General features: G+C 72.0%; 20 protein-coding genes. 11 read left to right on the top strand and 9 right to left on the bottom strand.

What is annotated here, in order from left to right:
- Window positions 1-73: 73 nt before the first annotated feature.
- The 6 genes from ACFPLC_RS21065 (at window position 74) to ACFPLC_RS21040 (ending at window position 8536) form a co-directional block, all read left to right on the top strand.
- A complete protein-coding gene (locus ACFPLC_RS21065) occupies window positions 74-1927 on the top strand; it encodes a TIR domain-containing protein (protein WP_378200707.1) in 1854 nt (617 codons plus the stop codon).
- Window positions 1927-4779, top strand: coding sequence for a tetratricopeptide repeat protein (locus tag ACFPLC_RS21060; RefSeq protein ID WP_378200710.1), 2853 nt, complete (start codon window positions 1927-1929; stop codon window positions 4777-4779). Before ACFPLC_RS21065 ends, ACFPLC_RS21060 begins: the two co-directional genes overlap by 1 nt.
- A gap of 73 nt (window positions 4780-4852) precedes the next feature.
- On the top strand, window positions 4853-6322 hold the full coding sequence (locus ACFPLC_RS21055; RefSeq protein ID WP_378200712.1) for a radical SAM protein: 1470 nt from the start codon (window positions 4853-4855) through the stop codon (window positions 6320-6322).
- A gap of 13 nt (window positions 6323-6335) precedes the next feature.
- A complete protein-coding gene (locus ACFPLC_RS21050) occupies window positions 6336-6761 on the top strand; it encodes a DUF4231 domain-containing protein (protein WP_378200715.1) in 426 nt (141 codons plus the stop codon).
- 78 nt (window positions 6762-6839) lie between these two features.
- Window positions 6840-7754: an ATP-binding cassette domain-containing protein gene (locus ACFPLC_RS21045; protein ID WP_378200718.1), complete on the top strand. Its 915-nt coding sequence runs from the start codon at window positions 6840-6842 to the stop codon at window positions 7752-7754.
- Window positions 7751-8536 (top strand): ABC transporter permease, encoded by a 786-nt coding sequence (locus ACFPLC_RS21040; RefSeq protein ID WP_378200721.1) that lies wholly within the window; start codon window positions 7751-7753, stop codon window positions 8534-8536. The genes ACFPLC_RS21045 and ACFPLC_RS21040 overlap by 4 nt, the downstream gene beginning before the upstream one ends.
- 82 nt (window positions 8537-8618) lie before the next feature.
- On the opposite strand, the gene ACFPLC_RS21035 is transcribed toward ACFPLC_RS21040, so the two are convergent.
- Entirely contained in the window at window positions 8619-9152 is a 534-nt protein-coding gene (locus ACFPLC_RS21035) for a TetR/AcrR family transcriptional regulator (RefSeq protein WP_378200852.1), read from the bottom strand.
- A 60-nt stretch (window positions 9153-9212) separates the two neighbouring features.
- Here ACFPLC_RS21035 and ACFPLC_RS21030 point away from each other — a divergent pair, with 60 nt between their 5' ends.
- Window positions 9213-10346: an FAD-dependent monooxygenase gene (locus ACFPLC_RS21030; RefSeq protein WP_378200724.1), complete on the top strand. Its 1134-nt coding sequence runs from the start codon at window positions 9213-9215 to the stop codon at window positions 10344-10346.
- On the opposite strand, the gene ACFPLC_RS21025 is transcribed toward ACFPLC_RS21030, so the two are convergent.
- Complete coding sequence (locus tag ACFPLC_RS21025; protein ID WP_378200727.1) at window positions 10291-10965, bottom strand: response regulator transcription factor; 675 nt, start codon at window positions 10963-10965, stop codon at window positions 10291-10293. The two genes, ACFPLC_RS21030 and ACFPLC_RS21025, sit on opposite strands and share 56 nt — an antisense overlap.
- A complete protein-coding gene (locus ACFPLC_RS21020; protein ID WP_378200730.1) occupies window positions 10962-12530 on the bottom strand; it encodes a sensor histidine kinase in 1569 nt (522 codons plus the stop codon). Before ACFPLC_RS21020 ends, ACFPLC_RS21025 begins: the two co-directional genes overlap by 4 nt.
- A 110-nt stretch (window positions 12531-12640) precedes the next feature.
- Between ACFPLC_RS21020 and ACFPLC_RS21015 the strand changes: the two genes are divergently transcribed.
- Entirely contained in the window at window positions 12641-12850 is a 210-nt protein-coding gene (locus tag ACFPLC_RS21015; protein ID WP_003082038.1) for a hypothetical protein, read from the top strand.
- Entirely contained in the window at window positions 12847-13593 is a 747-nt protein-coding gene (locus tag ACFPLC_RS21010; protein ID WP_378200734.1) for a hypothetical protein, read from the top strand. The genes ACFPLC_RS21015 and ACFPLC_RS21010 overlap by 4 nt, the downstream gene beginning before the upstream one ends.
- On the opposite strand, the gene ACFPLC_RS21005 is transcribed toward ACFPLC_RS21010, so the two are convergent.
- Both ACFPLC_RS21005 and ACFPLC_RS21000 read right to left on the bottom strand, forming a co-directional pair.
- Complete coding sequence (locus ACFPLC_RS21005; protein WP_191315444.1) at window positions 13575-13796, bottom strand: hypothetical protein; 222 nt, start codon at window positions 13794-13796, stop codon at window positions 13575-13577. The genes ACFPLC_RS21010 and ACFPLC_RS21005 overlap by 19 nt on opposite strands.
- A gap of 8 nt (window positions 13797-13804) precedes the next feature.
- Window positions 13805-14932: an inorganic phosphate transporter gene (locus ACFPLC_RS21000; RefSeq protein ID WP_378200738.1), complete on the bottom strand. Its 1128-nt coding sequence runs from the start codon at window positions 14930-14932 to the stop codon at window positions 13805-13807.
- Window positions 14933-15125: 193 nt separating this feature from the next.
- On the opposite strand from ACFPLC_RS21000, the gene ACFPLC_RS20995 reads away from it, so the two are divergent.
- Window positions 15126-16544 carry a nitrilase-related carbon-nitrogen hydrolase gene (locus ACFPLC_RS20995; RefSeq protein WP_378200741.1) on the top strand — a complete coding sequence of 473 codons (1419 nt, stop codon included), beginning with the start codon at window positions 15126-15128 and terminating at the stop codon, window positions 16542-16544.
- An 81-nt stretch (window positions 16545-16625) separates the two neighbouring features.
- Entirely contained in the window at window positions 16626-17492 is an 867-nt protein-coding gene (locus ACFPLC_RS20990; RefSeq protein WP_378200744.1) for an esterase/lipase family protein, read from the top strand.
- Here ACFPLC_RS20990 and hutI read toward each other — a convergent pair.
- The 4 genes from hutI to hutU form a co-directional block, all read right to left on the bottom strand.
- Entirely contained in the window at window positions 17476-18624 is a 1149-nt protein-coding gene (gene hutI / locus ACFPLC_RS20985; RefSeq protein ID WP_378200747.1) for an imidazolonepropionase, read from the bottom strand. The two genes, ACFPLC_RS20990 and hutI, sit on opposite strands and share 17 nt — an antisense overlap.
- On the bottom strand, window positions 18612-19844 hold the full coding sequence (locus ACFPLC_RS20980; RefSeq protein ID WP_378200750.1) for a formimidoylglutamate deiminase: 1233 nt from the start codon (window positions 19842-19844) through the stop codon (window positions 18612-18614). The genes hutI and ACFPLC_RS20980 overlap by 13 nt, the downstream gene beginning before the upstream one ends.
- Before the next feature lie 113 nt (window positions 19845-19957).
- Entirely contained in the window at window positions 19958-21154 is a 1197-nt protein-coding gene (locus tag ACFPLC_RS20975) for an allantoate amidohydrolase (protein ID WP_378200753.1), read from the bottom strand.
- On the bottom strand, window positions 21151-22803 hold the full coding sequence (gene hutU, locus ACFPLC_RS20970) for a urocanate hydratase (protein WP_378200756.1): 1653 nt from the start codon (window positions 22801-22803) through the stop codon (window positions 21151-21153). Before hutU ends, ACFPLC_RS20975 begins: the two co-directional genes overlap by 4 nt.
- Window positions 22804-22827: the final 24 nt, after the last annotated feature.

Genomic DNA, 22827 nt, shown 5'->3' with positions numbered 1-22827 from the left:
CGTGGGTCACCCGCGAAGAGGGAGGTACGGTGGCGACGGCGAAGGCGGGCGACCAGACGGCCGGGGGCAGCCGGTGACCCGTGTCTTCCTCAGCTACACCGAGGCGGACGCCGCGGTCGCCGGACGGGTCGCCGACCGGTTGCGTGCCTCGGGTCTCGAAGTCTTCCGCTGGGAGGATCCCGAAAACCAGGCCGAACGGTTCGTCGAGCGGCTCCAGACCGAAATCGAAATCGCCGACATCTTCGTCGCCCTGATTTCCCCGGCCGGTCTCGCTTCGACGTGGTGCGCCCGGGAACGCGATGTGGCTTTCCACCGCGAAGAACAGCTGAAGCGGCAATTCGTTTACGTCTTCGAAGTCGCCCCGACGAAGATCGACGGGACCGGGTTCCTGCGGACCTACGCCTGGGCCGACCTGAAGGAGCCGGTCGACGAGGGCAAGCTGGGCCGGGCGCTGGCCGTGCTGGAACGGGACCGGCCGGCGCCCGCCGAAAGCGGCACCAACGGCACGCCGCCCAACGTGTTCCGCAACCGCACGGACGAGCTCACGCGCATCCGCACCACGCTGGGCACCACCGGAACGGACGACTTCTGGCTCGTCGTTTCGCCGCCGCGCATGGGGAAGTCGTGGTTCCTCCACCGGCTGCTGTGGGAGCTCAAGGAAGGCGACTGGCGGGCCCGGCTGATCGACCTGCGCAACCTCCCGGCCGGCCACCGCGCCGACTGGGCCAAGGTGCTGTGCCAGCTCCTGGACGTGGCCGAACCCGCCGGTCCCTTCACCGAAGAGGACCGCTACCGGGCCGCGGCGGCCGTCAGCAACCGCTCGTGCCGCCAGCTCTTCCTGCTCGACAGCGCCGAGCTGCTGGAACAGCCGGCCGCGCACCAGCTGCGCCGGGAGCTGACGGAGATCTACGAGCTCGTCGGCGACAGCGGCAACGAGAACACGCGGATGAGCGTGGTGGTCGGCACGCGCCGCCAGGACGAATGGCAGGGTTTCCGCAGTTCGGGTGGTTCCTCGGTGCTCTTCCAGTCCCTCCCGCTGACCGAGTTCACGGTGAGCGTCGTCCGGCAGGCCCTGCACGAGTTCAAGCGCAGCTTCGGCGCCGACCGGCTGAACCGCTGGGCCGAAGGGCTCCACCAGCTCAGCGAGGGCCTGCCCGCCCTGCTGGTCAAGGGCCTCCGGTGGGCGGAGGAGACCGCGTTCATGCGGCTCACCGACTGCGAGAACGGCCACCAGGGTGTCTTCGACACGGTCGCCCGCCCGTACATCAGCGAAGACCTGCTCGCCGCGGACAGCCTCCTGCCCTTCGGCGGCGACCGGCTCTCCGACCGCAAGACGGCCCTCGAGCTGACGTTGCGGGCGATCGTGCCCTACCGCATCTTCACGCAGTCGCACCTGCGTCACCACATCGAGCACGACGCCGAGCTCGCGGACGCGCTGCGGGCGGCGGGGTGGGACGAAACCGGGCTGTGGGAGGCGATGAGCCGGACCGCGCTGCTGGCGAGCCCGTCCGAAGAGCTGTGGCAGGTGCTCAACCCGCCGATCCGGCGGCTGCTGTACCGGTACTACCACCCGGACACGCCGGCGCGGCTCCGGGCGCACGTGGCGGCACGGGACTTCTACGAGAAGTGGGCGGTGACCCCCGCCGGTGTCGAACAGGGCGTCGTGCTGATCGAGTGCCTGTGGCACGAAACCACGAAGCTCCGCCTGGAGGAGCACCAGGACCTGCGGCCGAAGCTCCTGGCCGCCACGGTCGAGCTGGCGACGGCTTTCCGCAGGCCGGAGCGGTTCAGCCCCGCGGAGTTCAGCCGCTACGTCATGCAGAAGCTCGGTGCCGACTTCGAGTTCGCCTCGCTCCTGCGCCCGTACGAAGGCCTGTTCGACGACGTTGTCCGCACGCTCGGCGAAACCGTCTCCGGAGGTGGCTGATGCAGCCGACGCCCGTCACCGACTACGTGCCGCGCCGGGAGGAGCGGGAGCTCCTGGACCAGGTGGACTTGGTCCGCTCCAGCCGCCGCAGCAGCGTCCTGCTGGTCTACGGGGTCGGCGGGGTGGGCAAGACCCGGATGGTCCGGGCGCTGGCCGCGCTCGGCGGACCGGACCGCCGCACGCACTGGATCACCCCGATCGACATCGACGACTCGGAGTTCTGGCTGCTGGAGAACCTGCAGCGGGTGGTCGCCGAGGAGCTGGACCCCGGCCTGGAGTTCTTCGGCCCCTTCCTCACCTACCTGTCCCAGCTGCCGCAGTACTCGGCCCGCCGGATCGGCCGGGACACCATCGCCAGCCACCACCGGCGCATGCGCGAGCTGTTCGTGCAGTGCTACACCGGCTTCGTCGAACAGACCGGCGCGACCGTGGTGATCACCTTGGACACGGTCGAGACGATCCGCAGCACCTACCTGCTGATCACGCTCACCCAGTGGATGCGCCGTCTCCCGGCCACCCTCTTCGTGCTGTCGGGGCGGCCCGCGACCGGCTGGGACGGGCGTGACCCCATCCGCGAACTCCTCGACGACCCCGGCAACCCGCTCCCGGTGGTCCAGCGGGAGCTTCGCGGCTTCAGCCACGACGACGCCATCGGGTTCCTCGACGCGAGCGTGCTCGGGGGCGCTCTCACCGCCGAGCAGAAGGAACGGCTGGCCGACCTGACCGCGGGCCACCCGCTCTGGCTCGCGCTCGCCGTCGACTACCTGCAGAAACGCGACCCGCCCCCGGAGATGGCCGACGGCCGGCCGTGCGACGGCCCCCTGCGCGAGGCCTTCCGGCGCCGGCTGGTCACGCCCTACCGCAGCGCCGACTTCTGGTCGGAGGCCATCAAACGGCTCGCGGTCGTCCGCCACAGCATCGACCAGCGGGTGTGGCGGCTCCTGATGGACGACCAGGACCTGCCCGACGGCGCCGAAGACTGGGACCAGGCGTGGCAGCAGCTGTGCCGGCGTCCGTGGATCCGCCGCCGGGCCAACGCCCGGTACGTCACCCTGCACGACGCCCTCGCCGAAGAGCTGTGCCTGCGGCTGGTCCCGCTGCACGACCAGGACGAGACGTGGCGCCACCTGATGTGGCGCAAGGCCTTCGCCGCCTACGAGAGCCTCGTCGGCGAAGAGTACGAGGCCGTGGTCGGCGAGCTGTCCACCGTGTTCGACACCGGTGACGAGCCCGACCACGCCGTGTTCCGCCGGGTCGCCGAGCTGGACATCCGGAAACGCGAGTTCGACCAGCTGCGCACCGCCGCGCTCTACTACCGGCTGCTGAGCGACTTCGAGTCCGGCACCGAGCTGTTCCTCGGCGCGTTCAGCAGCGCCGCCGCCCAGCACGACCTGCACTTCCAGGAGCTGGCGTGCCACGAGCTCGAACGGTTCCTGCCGCCGTCGTCGGAAACGGCGCCGCTGGAGGACGCGGTCGGGGTCGTCGTCGAGCGGTTCCGCGCCTGGCTGGCCACGATGCCGCTGCGGTACCTCGACATCGGGATCAGGATCGCGCAGTTCCTCACCAACAACGCGCAGTCCAGGGCCGCGCTGTCGCTGCTCGACCGGCTGCCGGAGGGGCAGGCCGACCCCGACCTGCGGTACCGGCTGGCCAACGAGCGCGGCAACGCCTGGATGGGCATCCCCGGGCAGGTCGAGGTGGCCAAGCACCACTTCGACCTGGCGCTGCGGCACGCGGGCGAGCTGCCCTCACCGGAACGCGAGCACCGGCAGGCCCAGGCGTACAAGGAACTCGGGTACTACACCAGGAACCTCGGCCGGTGGAAGCAGGCCGACGAGTACTACCAGCGGGCCTACGAGGTGATCGCCGCGGTCGTCGGGCCGGGCCGTCCGAGCGCCGACCGGGAGGAGCTCGCCTCCATCCAGGCGAACTGGGCGTACCTCAAGGCGCTGCACGGCCAGTACGACGACGCCCGCAACCTCATCGAAAGCGCGATCGCCGTGCGGCGGCGGCTGGGCTCGGACCACCAGCTCGCGGTCTCCCACAGCGTCTCGGGCGAAATCTACCGCTACGAACGCAAGTTCACCCTGGCGTGGGAATCGTACGCCCAGGCGGAGACCTGTTTTTCGACGCTGCGTAACTGGCCGTGGATCGGGATGATTCTCCAGGAACAGGCCATCTGCCTCTTCCAGGCCCACGAATCCGGCTACGAGCTGCTGCCCGACGCCGTCACCCAGGCCAAGCAGATCATCCTGCGCTCACTGGAGATCTGCCGCGACTACGCGATCAGGTGGTTTCCCTCCGCGCTCAACCGGGCCGGGCGGATCTTCGGCGACGACGACCCCGACGTGGGCCTCGACTACCTGGACAAGTCGATCGCCGAGGCCACGAAGGTCGCCGACGGCTGGTTCGTCTCGGCCAGCCTCATCGAATACCTGGAACTGGTGTACCAGCTCTGGACCCGCACCCGGGAGCCGCGCTACCGTGCCCTGATCAAATCGCGCGTGGCGGACATCGAGCGGGCGATCGAGGAATACGACTACACCGATCTCGAGGCGCGCTGGGATCTGCTCCAGGGCCACCTGATCCTGCACGACAACCTCGACGGTGACACCTCGGAGACGCTCGACGTCGCGCTGACGCACTATTCCCTCGGCTTCCGCACCCTGGCGGACCGCCGCGTGGGATCGCACGGTGCCGCCGCGATCGCCAGCGAGTTCGAAAGATTCCACCAGTTGTTCTCCCGGCTCAGCACCGAAACGCAGGCGCAGTGGTACGCAAGATTGCGGGAGGACTGGTCGACGAAGAGCCGTTCGACGTCCTTACTGGCTCGGCTGGAGCAACTGTACTAAGCTCCGCCGCCTCCCGGCGGCACAAAAGCCACCCGCGTGTTCGGTGCCGTCCGGCCAGTGAGAGGGATCCGCGATGCATTCCAGCGACCAGCGCGCTGTGGCACTGTCCGGTTCGGACGTTCCGGGAGCGCACGAGCTGCTCGTCCACAGCTGCGAGGACTGCGCCTGCCCGCCGAGCGGCGGGAGTGCCGTCCGGACGGCGGCCGGCTTGCCCGCCGTCCCGCTGGTGCGCGCGCGGGAGATCGTGGAATGCCCGGTCGACGGCGAGCACACCGCATTGTTCAACCCGGACGGGAACGGCGGGGTGCTGATCGTCAACCGGGCCGCCCACGCCCTTCTCGAGCTTTTCTCCTCCCCTCGGGAGATCGGCGCGCTCGCGGCGGACGAATCGGCGGAAGCGGCCGCGCGTCACCTTTTCTCGCACGATCTGCTGCACCCGGCGGGTGCGCCGCCGGATCCCCGGTTCGCCGAAAGCCGGCAGCTGACCGCCTGGCTGCACGTCACGAACAAGTGCAACCTCAAGTGCCCCTACTGCTACGTCAGCAAGTCCGACGAAGGCATGACCCGGGACACCGGGCGGGATTCCGTGGACGCGCTCGTCCGCTCGGCGGTCCGGAACGGTTTTTCCGCGCTGCGCCTCAAATACGCGGGCGGCGAGGCGAGCCTCAACGCCGACGTCCTGCTGGATCTGCACCAGTACGCCCGGGATCGGTGCGACGCGGCCGGGTTGACGCTGAGCGCGGTGCTGCTCAGCAACGGCGTCGCGATCAACCGGCGCCTGGCGGCCGCCCTCACCGAGCACGGCATCGGGGTGATGATCTCCCTCGACGGCATCGGGGAGGCGCACGACGCCCAGCGCCCCACGGTGGGCGGGCACCGCTCGTCGCACCTCGTGGTCCGCACGATCGGACGGCTGCTCGAAGCCGGGGTGCGGCCGCACATCTCGATCACCATCACGAGCCGGAACGTCGACGCGATCGGCCCGGTCGTCCGGTTCGCGCTCGAACGGGACCTCACGTTCAGCTTCAACTTCTTCCGGGACAACGACTGCTCGGCCGCCGTGGCCGACCTCCACTACGAAGAGCAGGCGATGCTCGCCGGCCTGGAATCGGCGTTCGCGGAGATCGAAGAGAACCTGCCGCGGTGGAGCGTCCTCGGCTGCGTGCTGGACCGGGGCCAGCTGCTCGCGCCCCGCCGCCGCGCCTGCGGCGTCGGCGACGACTACGTCGTGATCGACCAGCGCGGGCAGATCGCGAAGTGCCACATGGAAATCTCCGACACCATCGGCGACGTCCGGACCACCGACCCGGTGCTGGCCGTCCGCACCGACCCGCGCGGGATCCGGAACCTGCTCGTCGAGGACAAGCAGGGCTGCCGCGACTGCACGTGGCGCCACTGGTGTTCCGGAGGGTGCGCGGCGGCCACCTTCCGGGCGACCGGCCGGTTCGACGTCCGCTCGCCGAACTGCGCCATCTACCGGACCATTTACCCGCAAGCCGTGCGTCTGGAAGGATTGCGGCTGCTGAAGTACGCGGCCCGCTGACAGGGAGGTCCCGATGGGCGAGGGGGTTCCCGGGCCGGGACTGGCGCTGGCCGACGCCTCCTACGACTGGTACCGGTCGCACGCCATCCGCTCGCGGCGGTGGTACAAGGCGACCGAGGTGGCGATGATCGCGCTGTCCGCCAGCATTCCCGTGATCGCCGCGATCAACCCGGCGAGCACGGTGGTGCTGGCCGTCATCGGCGCGGTGCTCGTCGTCGGTTCGGGCCTGCGGTCGGTGTTCCACTGGCAGGACAACTACCTCCGGTACAGCGCCGCCCGCGAAGCGATCGACGCCGAGCGGCGGCTCTACCACATCGGCGCGGAACCGTACGCCGATCCGGCGACCCGCGAAGAAGCCCTCGTCCGCGCGGTCACGCGCATCGAGCAGGGCGAGATGAACAGCTGGGTGAAACTGGCCGCGGAGAAGCCCCGGACCTGAAACCCTGCCGAAAGTCGGGGGCGGCCCGCGACCGTCGTCCGATGCCCGCGCACCCCCGCGGGCCGCAGACTTCGGGGCATGATCACACTCAGGGGACTCACCAAGCGCTACGGGGAGAAAACCGTCGTCGACGCGCTCACCTGCGACGTCGCGCCCGGCCAGGTGACCGGCTTCCTCGGTCCCAACGGGGCCGGGAAGTCGACGACCATGCGGATGACCGTCGGGCTCGACCACCCGCAGGCGGGTGAAGTCCTGGTCGGCGGGAAGCGGTACGCCGAGCTGCGGCACCCGCTGCGCGAGGTGGGGGCGCTGCTCGACGCCAAGGCGCTGCACCCGGGCCGCAGCGCCGGGAAGCACCTGCTGGCCATGGCCCGCAGCAACGGCATCGCGGCGAGCCGCGTCGAGGAGGTCCTGGCGACGGTCGGGCTGTCCGACGTCGCCGGCAAACGGGCCGGCCAGTTCTCCCTCGGCATGGGACAGCGGCTGGGCATCGCGGGCGCGCTGCTGGGTGACCCGGGGGTGTTGCTGTTCGACGAGCCGGTCAACGGCCTCGACCCGGACGGCGTCCGCTGGGTGCGGCAGCTGATGCGGTCGCTGGCGGCCGAGGGGCGGACGGTGTTCGTCTCCAGCCACCTGATGAGCGAGATGCAGCTGACCGCCGACCACCTGGTGGTGATCGGCAAGGGCAAGCTGCTGGCCGACGCCCCGGTGGCGGAGTTCATCGCGGGCCATTCCCGCACGACGGTTTCGGTCCGCGTCCCGGCCGACGGCGAGCGCCACGCGCTGGACGCGCGGCTGCGTGCCGAAGGCGGCCTGACGCACCCGGGCGAGCCGGGCGAACTGGTGGTGGACGGCGTCGCCGTCACCCGTGTCGGCGACCTCGTGCACGAGCTCGGGATCCGCGTGCACGGGCTCGCCGAGCGGACGGCGTCGCTCGAGCAGGCGTACATGGAACTGACGGCTTCTTCGGTGGAATACGGGGTTTCGGCATGACGGCGACGGTGGAAGCGCGCGGCGGCGGCCTGCCGGGCGCGGTGGCGTCCGAGTGGACGAAGTTCTGGTCGGTCCGGGCGACCTGGTGGTGCCTGGTGGCGGGAACGGCCCTGATGCTGTTCTACGGAACGCTGTCGGCGATCGCCCAGCGCATCGGCGACCAGCCGCAGGGCGCCCACACGATCGCACTGGGCGGCGGCTTCTACCTGACCCAGTTCGCGGTGATCGCGCTGGCCACGCTGTTCGTGACGAGCGAATACGCGGGCGGGGGCATCCGGTCGACGCTGCTGTGGACTCCGGTCCGCTCCCGGGTGGTCCTGGCGAAGGCGGCGGTGCTGGCCCCGGTCCTCTTTGCGTACGGCGTGCTCCTGTCGTGCGCCGGAATGGCCCTGGCGACCGCGGTGATGAACGGCCACGGCCTGCCGACGTCGTTCGAGGCGGGCTTCACGACCGCGTCCGGCATGGGCGGCTACTTCGCGCTGCTGGGCTTGCTGTGCACGGGAATCGGCTGGGCGCTGCGCAGCGCGGCCGGGACGCTGGTGTCGGTGATCGTGCTGCTGGTCCCGCTGCCGCTGATTGTGGCCTCGCTGGGCCTGCCGGAGGCGATGCCGTACTTCCCGGGCATCGCGGGGGTGAACGCCATGGTCGAGGCGGGCCAGCCCAACCCGATCACGATGACGGCGGCGCCGTATGCCCCTTGGGTGGGGCTGCTGATCTGTGCGGCTTGGGCAGCGGGGGCACTGCTGGCGGGGACGGCGGTCCTGCGCCGCCGCGACGCCTGAGCCCCCAGCGGGAAATCCGGAATTGTCGGTGCCCTCCGGTAGCGTGGAAAACGGGGGGCGCCCCCGCGGGGGTCGGCCCGAATCACGCCACGCCGATCCCCGCGAGGATCTCCCCGGCGCTCTCGACCAGCTCCTCCAAGCCGGGCGGCGCCAGCGATCCGGTCCCGGCCAGCGCCCCGAAGATCGTCCCCTCCATCCAGTCCACCACGATCCTCGCGTGCCGCTCGGGAGCTGACGACCCCGCCGCCTCCAGCGCCGAAGCCGCGAGGCGGCGGATCTGCAGACCCCCCTCGTCGTACACCGCGCGCAGCTCCGGGCGCCGCGTCGCCTCCAGCGCGAACTCGTACCGCGCCAGCATCCGCGTCCGGCCCGAAGTGATCGCTTCGTACGCATACCCCGCCACGAACTCCGCCAGCGACGCCGACGGTCGCGAAACCGGCTGGTCGAGGGCCACGATCCGGGCGATCGTGAGCTCCAGCAGCGCCGCCCGCGTGCGCGCGTAGTACGACGTCGATCCCACCGGCAGGCCCGCCGCCCGGTCCACCGCCCGGTGGGTCAGCCCGCGCATGCCGTCGGTCGCGATCACCGAGATCGCTGCGTCGGCGATCACATCCATCCGCTCCACGGCCCGCACCCTACAGGTGTAGAGTCCTCTACACCTGTAGGGGAGGACGTCATGCACGCGACCGTGATCGGCGGCGGTATCGGCGGACTGGCGGCGGCCGCGGGGCTGCACCGGGTCGGCTGGACGGTCACCGTCCTGGAGAAAGCACCCGAGTTCGGCGACGTCGGCGCCGGGATCTCACTCTGGCCGAACGCCCTGCGCAGCCTCGACGAACTCGGCGTCGACCTCGGGGACCGCCTGGCCGTGCAGACCGAAGGCGGTTTCCGCGACCGGCGCGGCCGCCGGATCACCCGCTTCGACGCCGCCGAGTTCGAACGACGGCACGGGCGGCCGCTCGGCGCGATCCACCGGCGGGACCTCATCGCCGCCCTCCGCGACGCGATTCCCGCCGAAAGCCTGCGCACCGGCGAAGAAGTCACCGAAGTCCGCGAAGACGGCCTGGTCCGCACAGACCGCGAAGAACTGCGTGCCGACCTCGTCGTCGCGGCTGACGGCATCCACAGCCCGGTCCGCCACGCGCTCTTCCCGCGGCATCCGGAACCGGTGTACTCGGGCAGCACGGCGTTCCGCGGTGTCGCGCACCTGCCCGGCACCCGCCTGAGCACCAGCTTCGACCGCGGCACCGAGGTCGGTGTCCTGCCGCTGACCGGCGGCGACGTCTACTGGTGGATCTCCACCCTCGCCGCCCCCGGCACCCGCCGAGCCGACCTGCGCCACGCCTTCGAGAACTGGCACGACCCGATCCCGGCGCTCCTGGCCGCCACCCCGCCGGAAGCCGTGCTGCACCACGACCTCCACTACCTCGGCACGCCGCTGCCGGCCTACACGCGCGGCCGGATCGCGCTGCTCGGCGACGCCGCCCACGCCATGCCACCGTTCCTCGGGCAAGGCGGCTGCCAGGCCATCGAGGACGCCGTCGTGCTCGCTCACGTGGTGTCCACACAGGACGTGGACACCGCCCTCTCGAGCTACGACCGGCAGCGACGGCCTCGCAGCCAGCGGGTCGTCCGGGAGTCGGTCCGGCTGGGCAAGCTCGGGCCGCAGCTGGCCAACCCGGTCGCCACCACCGTGCGCACGGCCGTGCTGCGGTGCCTGCCGGCCACGGCCACCGCCCGCGTCGGCGTGGGGATCACGGGGTGGACGCCGCCGCGTCTCCCCCGACCAGTCCCGCCTCGTACGCCGTGATCGCCGCCTGCACCCGGTTCTTCGCGCCGAGCCGGGTCAGGATGGTGCTCACGTGCGCCTTCACCGTGCCCTCGACCACGAACATCTTCGCCGCGATGTCCGCATTGGACAGTCCGGAACCCAGCAGGGTCAGCACTTCGCGCTCGCGCGGGGTCAGCGCGCTGATCCGCTCGCGGGCCGCGGCGGCGCGCGCCAGCTGCCCGCCGGAGAGCCGGGCGATCACCCGCTGCGCCACCTTCGGCGAGAGGAACGCGGCCCCGCCGGCGACGGCGTGGATGCCGGCCAGCAGCTCGCGCGGGTCGCCCGACTTCAGCAGGAAGCCGCCGGCGCCGAGGCCGAGGGCGCGCTCGATGTAGTCGTCCTCGCCGAACGTGGTCAGCATGATCACGCCGGTCGCGGGCCGCAGCCGCCGGATCTCGGCGGCCGCGCCCAAGCCGTCCAGGCCGGGCATGCGGATGTCCAGCAGCACGACGTCGGGGTGCGTGGCGAGGACCTGCGAGACCGCTTCCCGGCCGTCGGCGGCTTCGGCGACGACCTCGATCCCGGAGTCCGCGGCGAGGATCGCCGCCACCCCCGCCCGCATCATCGCTTCGTCGTCGGCCAGCACGACCCTGATCACGATGCCCCCTCGGCGAACCTGTCCTTGGCGACCAGTCTCCCATCGGCGAAACACAGCCGGTAGGCGGCGTAGTCGTTGTCGAGCCACGATCTTCCCGTGCCGTAGTACTCGCAGACGGCACCGGGCACGGCCGGCAGCGGCGGCTCACCCCGCACCGGCCGCGCGACGCGCTGGTTGTCCGGCAGCTGCGGCGCCACCTCGGCCCGCGGCTGCCCGATCCGCAGCCGGTCGTAGACGCCGGACGGCAGCTCCGACGAGTTCCACTGGTAGAGGAACGCGATCCCGGCGATCGCGAGCACCACCGCGAACAGCCCGAGCGGGACGGCGACCGCCTGGATCAGGCTGCGGCGCACGTCCCGCCGGGCGAGTTCGAGCGCCCGCGCCGACGTCGACCGCCCGTCCTCGTCGTCCGCCGCGGCATCCGGCTCGGCCGGGCCTGCCCCGTGCGGCAGCGTCGCGGTGACGGCGAACCCACCGGCGTCGGGGCCGGCCCGCAGCGTGCCGCCGACGAGCCGGACGCGCTCGCGCAGGCCGATCAGCCCGACGTGCCCGGACGCGGCACCGGGCAGCGGCCCGGCGGGCGGCGGCGCGTTGACCACGCTGACGTCGGTCCGCGCACCGGTACTGGCCACGCGGACGGTGACAGCGGCGCCCGGCGCGTGCTTCGCCACGTTCGTCAGGGCTTCCTGCACCACCCGGTATGCGGCGCGGGCGACCATCGGGGGCACGTCGGCCGTGTCCACCGTGGACTCGATCAGCAACCCGGACGCCCGCGCCCTGGCGATCAGCTCGCCGAGGTCGCCCTGCACCGGTTCCACCGGCGCGGCGTCCTCCCGCAGCACGCCGATGATCTCGCGCAGCCGCTCGGTCGCGGTCGCGGCGCTGGTCCGCAGCTGCGCGGCGGCGTCGCGCTGGGCGTCGTCGAGCCCGCTCGCGACCTCCAGGGCGGCCGCGCGGACGGCGATCAGGCTCAGCTCGTGCCCCAGCGAGTCGTGCATGTCGCTGGCGATCCGCGCGCGCTCGCGCAGCCGGGCCTGCTCGGCGACCAGCCGCTGCCTGCTCTCCATCTCCTCGGCCCGGCGCCAGCCGGTGCGGGCGAGCTCGCCGCGGACCCGGATGTACCGGCCGAGCAGCCACGGCGACAGCCCGGCGAAGACGAGCATCGCGACCATCTGCGCCCAGTCCCCCAGGCCGTCCGGGCCGAACGCGAGCGAGAGCGGAAGCCCCAGGACCGTGCAGGCCACGCCGGTCAGGATCCCGGGACGGGCCCGCGGCATCCGCAGCCCGGCCTGGTAGCTCATCGCGACCAGCACGAAGATCACCCACGCGGGCACGTGGTCGCCGAGGGGGAACGGCACGGCCAGCGTCCCGGCCAGCGCGATGCCGAGCGAGACGGCCGGGTACCGCCGGGCGGTCACCACCGAGCCGGCCACGACCGCGAGACCGCCGGCGAGCTCCCAGTACGACCGGGTGCCCAGCGTGCCCACGACGACGATGAACGCGAGGAACACCCCGAGGGCGACGTCGAGCGCCACCTGCCACCTGCGCTTCGTCACCGTCCGCACGGGTTCGAAGCTACAAGGCGTGACCGCGACCGGGCCACTGCCGAAAGTCACCCTTCCCGCGACGCGCATATCCGCACGACACCGCCCGTGGTGTTGCATGATGATCCACCATGGCCGAGCGCACACTCGCCGACCAGTTGGGCGGCTACCTCCCCGAAGGCATCGAGGCCCTCGAAGAGCACGAGCGGCAGGACCTCGCCGATGCCCTCCGCGACGCGCGCCGCCGCCAGGCGAAAGCGCTGGCCGAAGCGGGCGAAGAAGGACTCCGGTACGTCCCCGCGCTGCTGCGCGGAGCGGTCCGGAAAGCAGTGGGCCTGTGACGGAGAACTACGCCGCCGAGGCGGAGATCCTGAAGCTGGCCCGCGTCCTCGACGTCGAGCCAGACCGCCTGGCGTACCTCGCCCGCGTCGACGCCGACGACCTGCAGGCCTTCCGCGAGCAGGTCACCGACACGCTGTTCGACGCCAACGCGGCCGTGCTGCAGCGGATGGCCCTGGCGGCGCGGATCGTGCCCGTCGGGGTGCTCGCCAAGATCGCCGAAAAGGTGTTCGGCCCGCTGCTGTGCGCGCGGATCGCCGGGCTGGTCGACGTCGCGCGCGGCGTCGACGTCGCCAAGCGGCTCAGCCCGCGGTTCCTCGCCGACGTGGCCGCGGAGCTCGACCCGCGGCGCGCGAGCGCGATCATCAGCCGGATCCCCCTGGACACCGTCCTCGCCGTCGCCGGCGAACTGGCGCGCAAGGAGGACTGGATCACCCTCGGCCGGTTCGTCGGGCACCTGCCGGACCTCACCGTGCGGCGGGCCCTGGACCGGATCGACGACCCGGCGCTGCTGCGGATCGCCTTCGTGCTCGACGACAAGCGCCGCGTCGACCACGTCGTCGGCCTGCTCCCGGCCCACCGGCTCGGCCGGCTGGTCACCGCGGCGAGCGCCGACGAAGACCTCTGGACGCCGGCGCTCGGCCTGCTGTCCCACCTGAGCGACGCGCGGCGAGCCACGCTGAAACCGTTGCTCGCCGGCCTGCCCGACGGGTTCCGGGAGCGCGTTCAGGCCACGATCAAGTAGATGCCGTAGCCGATGATCGCCGCGCAGGCGGCGAAGCAGACGACCGCGCCGGCCAGCGGCCCGGTGCCCGAGGCACCCGACTCGCGGGCCGCGTCGCGCTGGGAGAGCCCCACCACCCCGAAGGAGAAGAGGCTCGTCAGCACCACCACCGACGCGAGGGCGACGACGAAGACCAGACCGAGGGAACCCCAATTGATGTGCACGGCGCTCCTCAGGCGTTGGCCGGCTGCGTGACGCCGGGCTCGGGCTCGTGGATGGAGTTCGCGTTGACCGGGTTCCGCTTCGACGCGAGGTAGATGCCCAGCGCGACGACGACGCCGGCCAGGCCGACCAGTACGGTGCCCCACGTCCCGAGCGTCGAGACCTCGGCGGCGAGCGCGCCGACGATCGCGGCGGCGGGCAGCGTCAGCGCCCAGGCCAGCACCATCCGGCCCGCGACGCCCCAGCGGACTTCGGCGAGCTTGCGGCCGAGCCCCGAGCCGATGATGCCGCCCGAGCAGACGTGCGTGGTGGACAGCGCGAACCCGAGGTGCGCCGAGGTGAGGATGACCGCCGCGGCGCTGGTTTCCGCCGCGAACCCCTGCGGCGTCTGGATTTCGGTGAGCTTCTTGCCCATCGTCTGGATGATCCGCCAGCCGCCCAGGTAGGTGCCGAGCGCGATCGCGGAGCCCGCGGTCAGGATCACCCAGAACGGCGGCCCCGAGTTCGGCGCGAGCGAGCCGGAGGCGATCAGCGTCAGCGTGATGACGCCCATGGTCTTCTGCGCGTCGTTCGTGCCGTGCGCGAGCGACACCAGCGACGCCGAAGCGATCTGGCCGGCCTTGAACGTCCGGCCGACCGTGTCCCGCTTCGCCCGTGCGGTGATCCGGTAGACGAGGAAGGTGCCCAGCGTGGCGACGATCCCGGCGACGATCGGCGAGGCGAGCGCCGGGATCAGCACCTTCTCGACGACCTTCCCGAAGTGGACGGCGTCGGAGCCGGAGGCGATCCAGGTCGCGCCGATCAGCCCGCCGAACAGCGCGTGCGACGAGCTGGACGGCAGCCCGATCAGCCAGGTCACCAGGTTCCACACGATCGCGCCGACGAGCCCGGCGAAGATGATCACCGGCGTCACCTTCGTGTCGTCGACGATCCCGCCGGAGATCGTCTTGGCGACCTCGACCGAGAGGAACGCGCCGACGAGGTTCAGCACGGCGGAAACGGCGACGGCGACCTTCGGTTTGAGCGCCCCGGTGGCGATGGAGGTGGCCATCGCGTTGGCGGTGTCGTGGAAGCCGTTGGTGAAGTCGAAGGCCAGCGCGGCCACGATCACCACCAGCACGATCAGCGAGAAGTCCATCGGCGGCCCACTTTCGTAGCTGTTCGTTGGCAACGCTACTGATCCACTTCGGCCGCTCCGATCCCTGTCGCGTGACGGCTTACTGAACTCTGCATGAACCGGGGTGGGGTAAACCCCACCCGGACTGGGTGGTTTGACCCACTGTGCCCGCCGGTCGCGCCTGGAACCCTCGGAACCGGCGAAAGGGGCCACGATGACCAAGCTGGGGTGGGCGGCCGCCGCGACAGCGGTGTCGGCGGTGTTGTTCTTCTTCGGCACCGGCTTGGATCCGGTGCCGGAGCTAGCCTGGGTGGCGCCGCTGCCGATCTTGCTGCTCGCGCCCCGCGTTCCCGGCGCGGCGGCGATGACGAGCGCGTTCCTCGCCTACTTGGCGGGCAGCGCCGGCAGCTGGAGCTACTTCTGGCATTCGCTGTCGATCCCCCGCCCCGCGGCGCTCGGGATCCTCGGTGGCAGTGCCCTGGTGTTCGCCCTGTCCACGGGGCTGTTCCGGCTGCTGGTCCGCCGCGGACACGGCTTGACGGCGGCGCTCGCCGCACCGGCGTTGTGGACGGTGGTGCTCTACGGCGTATCGCTGCTCAACCCGACCGGCGTGATGGACACGCTGATGACGACCCAGGCCGACCGGCCGACCGTGCTGCACCTCGCCACCGTGACCGGCGGCTGGGGCGTCGAGTTCCTGGTGCTGTTCGTCCCGGCCGCCGTCGCCGCCGCGCTCGCGCCCGGCCTGCGCGGCCGCTCCCGGCTCGTCCCGGTGCTCGCACTGGCCGCCATCGCCGGTGGGCTCGTGTACTGGACCACCCCACCCCTGACCGGGCCTTCGACGCGGGTCGCGCTGGTCGCGCCCGGGCAGAGCCGCTGGGCGGCCGACGTCGCCACCCCGGACGGCCAGCCGCTCTTGCGGTCCTTTGTGGACCAGCTGGGTCGGCTGCCGGACGGCGTCCAAGCGGTCGTGTTGCCCGAAGCCGCCTTCGCGGTGGACCAGACCAGCCGTCCGCGGCTCGTCGAAGCCTTCTCGGAGGTCGCCCGCACGCGGAAGCTCACCGTCGTCACCGGCGTCATCGAGACGACCCCGGAGGGCCGCTTCAACGCCGCGCTCGCGATCCCGCCGTCCGGCACGCCGGTGGAGTACCGCAAGTGGCACAACGGAGATTCGCCGAACATGGCCTCCGGCACGCAACTCGCGCACTTCGGGGGAACCGGGCTGATGGTGTGCATGGACGTCAACTTCGCCGACCCCAGCGGCGAATACGGCCAAGCCGGCACGGGCCTGGTCCTCATCCCGGCGTCCGACGAAGACGTCGACGGCTGGGCGCACAGCCGCACGGCGTTGATCCGCGGCGTCGAGAACGGCTTCTCGGTGGCGTGGAGCGCGACCCGCGGGACGCCGATGCTGGCCGACGCACGCGGTCACGTGCTGGCCGAAGCCCACACCGGCGGCCGTCCGTTCACGGTGGTCGTCGCCGACGTCCCGATCGGGCCGGGCAAGACACCGTACGCGCGCTTCGGCGACTGGTTCGCGTGGCTCTGCGGGCTGATCGCGCTGACCGGGCTCGCCGTCGGACTCCGTCGGCCGTCGTTGTCACCCGTCACAACGAACGCCGGGCAACTCTGAGCGTTTTCCCAGGTCGCCTCCAGCAGTCTGTGACCGATCATGATCTGCGTCACGTACTGACGGGTAACTGGAGGCAACGGAATGCGGGTCACCAACGGCGGTGCCAAGCGAACCCTGGCCGTGCTCGCCGCGGCGCTCACCTTCGGCGTGCTCGCGCCGGCGGTCGCGGAAGCGGCACCGCGCAGCGGCTGGAACGACTGGGGCTGCCGTCCGTCGGCCGCGCACCCGGAGCCCGTCGTGCTCGTGCACGGCCTCGGCGCGAACGACAGCGTCAACTGGTTCTTCCACGCGCCGAAGATCGCCGCCGAGGGCTACTGCGTCTTCTCCCTGACCTACGGCACGGGGATCCTCGGGCCCGGCGTCGGCGGGCTCGCCTCCATGCGCGACAGCGCGGCGCAGCTCGGCCGGTTCGTCGACCGGGTCCGGTCCACGACCGGCGCGGCGAAGGTCGACATCGTCGGCCATTCCGAGGGCAGCACGATGCCCGCGTACTACCTGAAGTACGGCGGCGGTGCGGCCGAGGTCGCCCACTTCGTCGGCTTCGGCGCCAACTACCGCGGGACGACCCTCGGCGGCCTCGACGCGCTGGCCAAGGCCCTGCTCACGTCCGTGCCCGGCCTCGGCGCGATCCTGCGCACGGCGTGCGGCGCGTGCACCGAGTACCTGGCGCCCTCGGCGTTCCTGGACGACCTCGCCCGCGGCGGCGTGCACGTGCCGGGGCCGACGTACACGAGCATCGTCAGCAAGTACGACGAAGTCGTGACGCCGTACACGAGCGGGATCCTCGGCGAACCGGGCACGACCGACATCGTGCTGCAGGATTTCTGCCCGTCCGACGCGTCGGGTCACCTGAGCCAGGCGGCCGACCCGAACGTCACCGGCCTGATCCTGCACGCCCTCGACGCGTCCTACGTACCGTCCTGCACGGCGTTCACCCTGCCACTCTGACCCCGGCCCGCCACACCGCTCCGGTCAGCGGCACGCCCGGCCGGTAGGCCAGGTGCGTCACCGAAGGCGCGTCGAGGACGTGGACGTCCGCCCGCGAACCGGGCCGCAGGACGCCCACGTCCTCGCGCCGCAGCGCTTTGGCCCCGCCCGCCGTCGCCGCCCAGACCGCTTCCTCGATCGTCATGCGCATCTGCAGCACCGCCGTGGCGACGCAGAACGCCATCGACGTCGTGTACGAGCTGCCCGGGTTGGCGTTGCTGGCCAGCGCCACCGTCGCGCCCGCGTCGAGCAGCCGCCGCGCCGGGGGCAGGGGCTGGCGGGTCGACAGGTCGCACGCGGGCAGCAGGGTCGCCACGGTCTCGGAGGACGCCAGCGCCTCGACGTCGGCGTCGCTCAAATACGTGCAGTGGTCGACGCTCGCCGCGCCGAGTTCCACCGCCAGCCGCACGCCGGGGCCTTCGCCGAGCTGGTTGCCGTGCACCCGCAGGCCGAGCCCGCGCTCGGCGGCGGCCTTGAGCACCCGCGCCGATTGAGCCTCGTCGAACGCCCCCGTCTCGCAGAACACGTCCGCCCAGCGCACGCTTTCCGCCACCGCGTCCAGCATTTTGCCGCACACCAGGTCCACATAGGACTCGGCGTCGGCGCCCGGCGGCACCAGGTGCGCGCCGAGGAACGTCACCTCGTCGACCACCTCGCCGGCGATCCGGGCGCTGCGGGCTTCGTCCGCGACCGTGAGCCCGTAGCCGGTCTTGGTCTCCAGGCAGGTCGTCCCCTGCCGGGCCGCCTCGTCGACGTGGCGCCGCAGGTTCGCCGCCAGCTGCTCGTCGGACGCCTCCCGCGTCGCGCCGACGGTGATCGCGATTCCGCCTGCGGTGTAGGGCTTTCCCGCCATCCGCGCCTCGAACTCGGCGGTGCGGTCGCCCGCGTAGACCAGATGCGTGTGGCTGTCCACCCAGCCGGGCAGCACCGCGCGCCCTTCGACGTCCACGCGTTCGTCGGCCGCCGGTGCGCTCGCCGCCGGGCCTGCCCAGGCGACGCGCGAGCCGTCCAGGACGAGTGCGGCGTCCGGAATACGGCCCAGCGCCGGGTCGTTGGTGGTGAGCTCCCCGATGCCCGTGATCAGGACGGCCACAGTGCCTCGATCTCCTTCGCCAGAACGGTTTCCGGTCGGTCGACGAGCAGGTGCGTTCCGTCGCGGACGACCTCGCGGCCGGCGACGACGACGTGCCGGACATCCGAGCCGGACGCCGCGAAGACGACCCCCGACGGCTCGATCCCGGCCGTCCGCACCGAATCCAGGGCCACCGTGACGAAGTCCGCGCCCGCCCCCTCGGCGAGCGCGCCGACCTCGTCCCACCCGATCGCCGCGTGGTCGGTGCCCGCTTCGAGGAGCTCCTCGGCGCTGAACCGGCCGCGTTCCTCGCTGGCCAGCCGGTCGTCCAGCTCCAGCGCGCGGGTCTCTTCGAACGCGTCGACGACGGCGTTGCTGTCGCTGCCGACGCTCAGCCGCACCCCGGCGTCCCGCAGGGCGCGGGCGGGGCCGATGCCGTCGCCGAGGTCGCGTTCGGTGGTCGGGCAGAAGCACGCCCGCGCCCCGCTCAGCCGGTCGATGTCCGACGTCGTCAGGTGCGTGGCGTGCACGGCGACCAGGCGCTCGGTCAGGACCCCGCGATCGTCCAGCAGCTCGGTGGGCGTGCGACCGTAGGCCGCCTGGCACTGCTCGTTTTCGGCCCGCTGCTCCGAGAGGTGGACGTGCACGACCCGCTTGCTGTCCACCAGCGACAGCTGGTCGGCCGGGACCGCCCGCACCGAATGGATGGCCGAGCCGACCCGGAAGAGTTCGCCTTCCTCGATCGCGGCGACCCGCGAAGCCCAGGCCGAAGCCGAGCCGTCCGAGAACCGCTGCTGGACCTCGTCGGGTTCCACGCCGATCCCGCCCGCCAGGTAGCACGTGTCCAGGAGCGTCAGCCGGATCCCGGCGTCGGCCGCGGCCTGCCGCAGCGCCTCCCCCATCGCGTTCGGGTCGGCGTACGGCTTGCCGCCGGGCGCGTGGTGCAGGTAGTGGAACTCGCCCACGCTCGTGTACCCGCCGAGCACCATCTCGGCGTAGACACCGCGGGCCAGCCGGTAATAGGTGTCCGGATCGAGCCGTGCCGCCAGGGCGTACATCCGCTCGCGCCAGGTCCAGAACGTGCCGCGCTCGTGGTGCGTCCGGCCTCGCAGGGCCCGGTGGAAGGCGTGCGAATGCCCGTTCGCGAAGCCGGGCAGCGTCAGCCCGGCGAGGATCGTGCCCGTGCGCGGCGAATCCGCCGTCACCGCGATGATCCGGCCGCCCTCGACGTCGATCCGCACGCCGGAGGCGATCCCGCCGGGCAGCCAGGCCTGCTCGCACCAGAAAACTGTCGGTGCCGCGCGATACGCTGGAACCGGGGGGCGCCCCCGCGGGCCGGGGGTCGGCTTGGGGGTCACTGCGCCAGCCGTTCCAGCACCGTGGCCAGCGCCGTGGCACCGGCTTCGACGTCCTCGGCCTCGGCGAACTCCTCCGGCGAGTGGCTGATGCCGGTCGGGTTGCGCACGTAGAGCATCCCGGCCGGGACGAACCCGGCGAGGATGGCCGCGTCGTGCCCGGCGCCGGTCGGCAGCTCCGGCGGGCCGCCGAGCCACTCGCCCAGGTCGCGGCGCAGGCCGTCGTCGAACACGACGTCGTCCGAATAGGACTCGCGCGTCACCGCGACCCGGCAGCCCTCCGCCGCGGCCGCCTCCGAGGCGGCCCGGCTGATCTCGGCGACCAGCCCCGGCGTTCCCTCGCCGGGCACCCGCGCGTCGAGCCAAAGGTCCACTGTGGACGCGATGACGTTGGTCCCGCCGGGGGTCGGCACGAGCCGGCCGACGGTCGCCCGCGCGTCCGGCACCTTCGCAGCCAGCCGACGGACGGCCGTGACCGTTTCTGCGGCGGGCAACATCGGGTCCGCGCGGTCGGTGAGCAACGTCGCTCCCGCGTGGTTCCCCTGTCCCGAAAAAGAAAACCGCCACCGCCCGTGCGCGATCACCGTGCTGCCGACGGCCACCGGCGCCCCGAGGTCGATCAGCCCGCGGCCCTGCTCGACGTGCAGTTCGACGAACTGCCCGATCCGGTCGAGCCGCTCGGTGTCCGGCCCGATCCGCTCGGGGTCGACGCCCGCCTTCGCGGCCGCCTCGGCGAACGTCACGCCGTCGGCGTCCCGCAGGCCGCGTGCCCTGTCGGCGTCGATCGTGCCGGTGAGCAGCCGCGAACCCAGGCACGGAACGCCGAACCGGCCGCCCTCCTCCTCGGCGAACACCACGACGGCGAGCGGTCGCCTCGGCCGGAACCCCTTGGCCTGCAACGCTTCGACGGCGGCCAGCGCGCTCACCACGCCCAGCGGGCCGTCGAACGCGCCACCGCCCGGCACCGAGTCGAGGTGGCTGCCGGTGACCACGGCGTTGCGTCCCAGCGGCCCCCACCACGCCCAGATGTTGCCGTTGCGGTCGGTCTCGACGTCGAGCCCGAGCCCCAGTGCGCGTTCGACGAACCACTCGCGCAGGTCGTGCTCGGGTCCGTCGAAGGCGTGCCGCGAGTATCCGCCGCGCTTCGGGTCGCGCCCGACGCCGTCGATCTCGCCCAGCAGGCTCGAAGCCGTCACGCCTGCTCCCGCATCGGGACGCGGACACCACGCTCGTCGGCGACATCGGCGGCGCGGTCGTAGCCGGCGTCGACGTGCCGGATGACCCCCATGCCCGGGTCGTTGGTGAGCACGCGTTCCAGCTTCTGCGCGGCCAGCGGGGTCCCGTCGGCCACGCTGACCTGGCCAGCGTGGATGGACCGGCCCATGCCGACACCGCCGCCGTGGTGGATCGACACCCAGCTGGCGCCCGAGGACGTGTTGACCAGGGCGTTGAGCAGCGGCCAGTCGGCGATCGCGTCGGAGCCGTCGGCCATGCCCTCGGTTTCGCGGTACGGCGAGGCGACGCTGCCGGAGTCGAGGTGGTCGCGGCCGATGACGACCGGCGCCTTCAGTTCACCGCTGGCCACCATTTCGTTGAACCGCAGGCCGGCCAGGTGGCGTTCGCCGTAGCCGAGCCAGCAGATCCGCGCCGGAAGCCCTTGGAACGCCACGCGTTCCCCGGCGAGGCGGATCCAGCGGGCGAGGGATTCGTTCTCCGGGAACAGTTCCAGCATCGCGCGGTCGGTGGCCGCGATGTCCTCGGGGTCACCGGAGAGCGCGGCCCAGCGGAACGGGCCGTTGCCCTCGCAGAACAGCGGCCGGATGTAGGCGGGCACGAAGCCGGGGAAGTCGAACGCGCGCTCGCAGCCGCCGAGCTTGGCTTCGCCGCGCAGGGAGTTGCCGTAGTCGAAGACCTCGGCGCCGCGGTCGAGGAAGCCGAGCATGGCGTCGACGTGGTCGGCCATCGACTCGCGCGAGCGGTCGGTGAACTCGTCGGGCTTCTTGGCCGCGTAGTCGTGCCAGTCGTCGACGCCGACGCCCTTGGGCAGGTACGACAGCGGGTCGTGCGCCGACGTCTGGTCGGTGACGATGTCGACTTCGACGTTCCGGCGCAGCAGCTCCGGCAGCACCTCGGCGGCGTTGCCGACCACACCGACCGACAGCGGCCGCTTCTCCTGCTTGGCCTTGGTCACGCGGGCGATGGCGTCGTCGAGGTCGTCGGCGACCTCGTCCAGGTAGCGGGTCTCGACGCGGCGGTGCGCGCGCTGCGGGTCGCACTCGACGACCAGCGCGACGCCGTCGTTCATGGTCACCGCGAGAGGCTGCGCGCCGCCCATGCCGCCGAGGCCCGCGGTCACGGTGAGCGTCCCGCGAAGGGATCCGCCGAACTTCTTCTTCGCGACGGCGGCGAAGGTCTCGTACGTGCCCTGGAGGATGCCCTGGGTGCCGATGTAGATCCAAGAGCCCGCGGTCATCTGGCCGTACATGGTCAGGCCTTGCTGCTCGAGGCGGCGGAACTCCGGCCAGGTCGCCCAGTCGCCGACCAGGTTCGAGTTGGCGATCAGCACGCGCGGCGCCCACTCGTGCGTGCGGAACACGCCGACCGGCTTGCCCGACTGCACCAGCAGCGTCTCGTCGACGTCCAAGGTGGTCAGTTCACGGGTGATCGCGTCGAAGCTGGCCCAGTTGCGGGCGGCCTTGCCGGTGCCGCCGTAGACGACCAGGTCTTCGGGACGCTCGGCCACGTCGGGGTCGAGGTTGTTGTGGAACATCCGCAGCGCGGCTTCGGTCTGCCACGACTTGGCGGTGAGCTGGGTGCCGCGGGCGGCACGGACGACGCGGGACATCAGACCTCCAGGTAGGCGGTCGTG

Origin of the sequence: Amycolatopsis plumensis, assembly GCF_042652605.1 — a bacterium.
Taxonomy (GTDB): Bacteria; Actinomycetota; Actinomycetes; order Mycobacteriales; family Pseudonocardiaceae; genus Amycolatopsis; species Amycolatopsis plumensis.
The sequence above is the reverse complement of the archived record's forward strand: the minus strand, read 5'-3'. Positions and strand labels throughout refer to the sequence as shown.

Coding starts and splice junctions, on each gene's coding strand:
- ACFPLC_RS21060 (WP_378200710.1), top strand. CDS start 1,927: ATGCAGCCGACGCCCGTCACCGACTACGTGCCGCGCCGGGAGGAGCGG.
- ACFPLC_RS21055 (WP_378200712.1), top strand. CDS start 4,853: ATGCATTCCAGCGACCAGCGCGCTGTGGCACTGTCCGGTTCGGACGTT.
- ACFPLC_RS21050 (WP_378200715.1), top strand. CDS start 6,336: ATGGGCGAGGGGGTTCCCGGGCCGGGACTGGCGCTGGCCGACGCCTCC.
- ACFPLC_RS21045 (WP_378200718.1), top strand. CDS start 6,840: ATGATCACACTCAGGGGACTCACCAAGCGCTACGGGGAGAAAACCGTC.
- ACFPLC_RS21040 (WP_378200721.1), top strand. CDS start 7,751: ATGACGGCGACGGTGGAAGCGCGCGGCGGCGGCCTGCCGGGCGCGGTG.
- ACFPLC_RS21035 (WP_378200852.1), bottom strand. CDS start 9,152: ATGGATGTGATCGCCGACGCAGCGATCTCGGTGATCGCGACCGACGGC.
- ACFPLC_RS21030 (WP_378200724.1), top strand. CDS start 9,213: ATGCACGCGACCGTGATCGGCGGCGGTATCGGCGGACTGGCGGCGGCC.
- ACFPLC_RS21015 (WP_003082038.1), top strand. CDS start 12,641: ATGGCCGAGCGCACACTCGCCGACCAGTTGGGCGGCTACCTCCCCGAA.
- ACFPLC_RS21000 (WP_378200738.1), bottom strand. CDS start 14,932: ATGGACTTCTCGCTGATCGTGCTGGTGGTGATCGTGGCCGCGCTGGCC.
- ACFPLC_RS20995 (WP_378200741.1), top strand. CDS start 15,126: ATGACCAAGCTGGGGTGGGCGGCCGCCGCGACAGCGGTGTCGGCGGTG.
- ACFPLC_RS20990 (WP_378200744.1), top strand. CDS start 16,626: ATGCGGGTCACCAACGGCGGTGCCAAGCGAACCCTGGCCGTGCTCGCC.
- hutU (WP_378200756.1), bottom strand. CDS start 22,803: ATGTCCCGCGTCGTCCGTGCCGCCCGCGGCACCCAGCTCACCGCCAAG.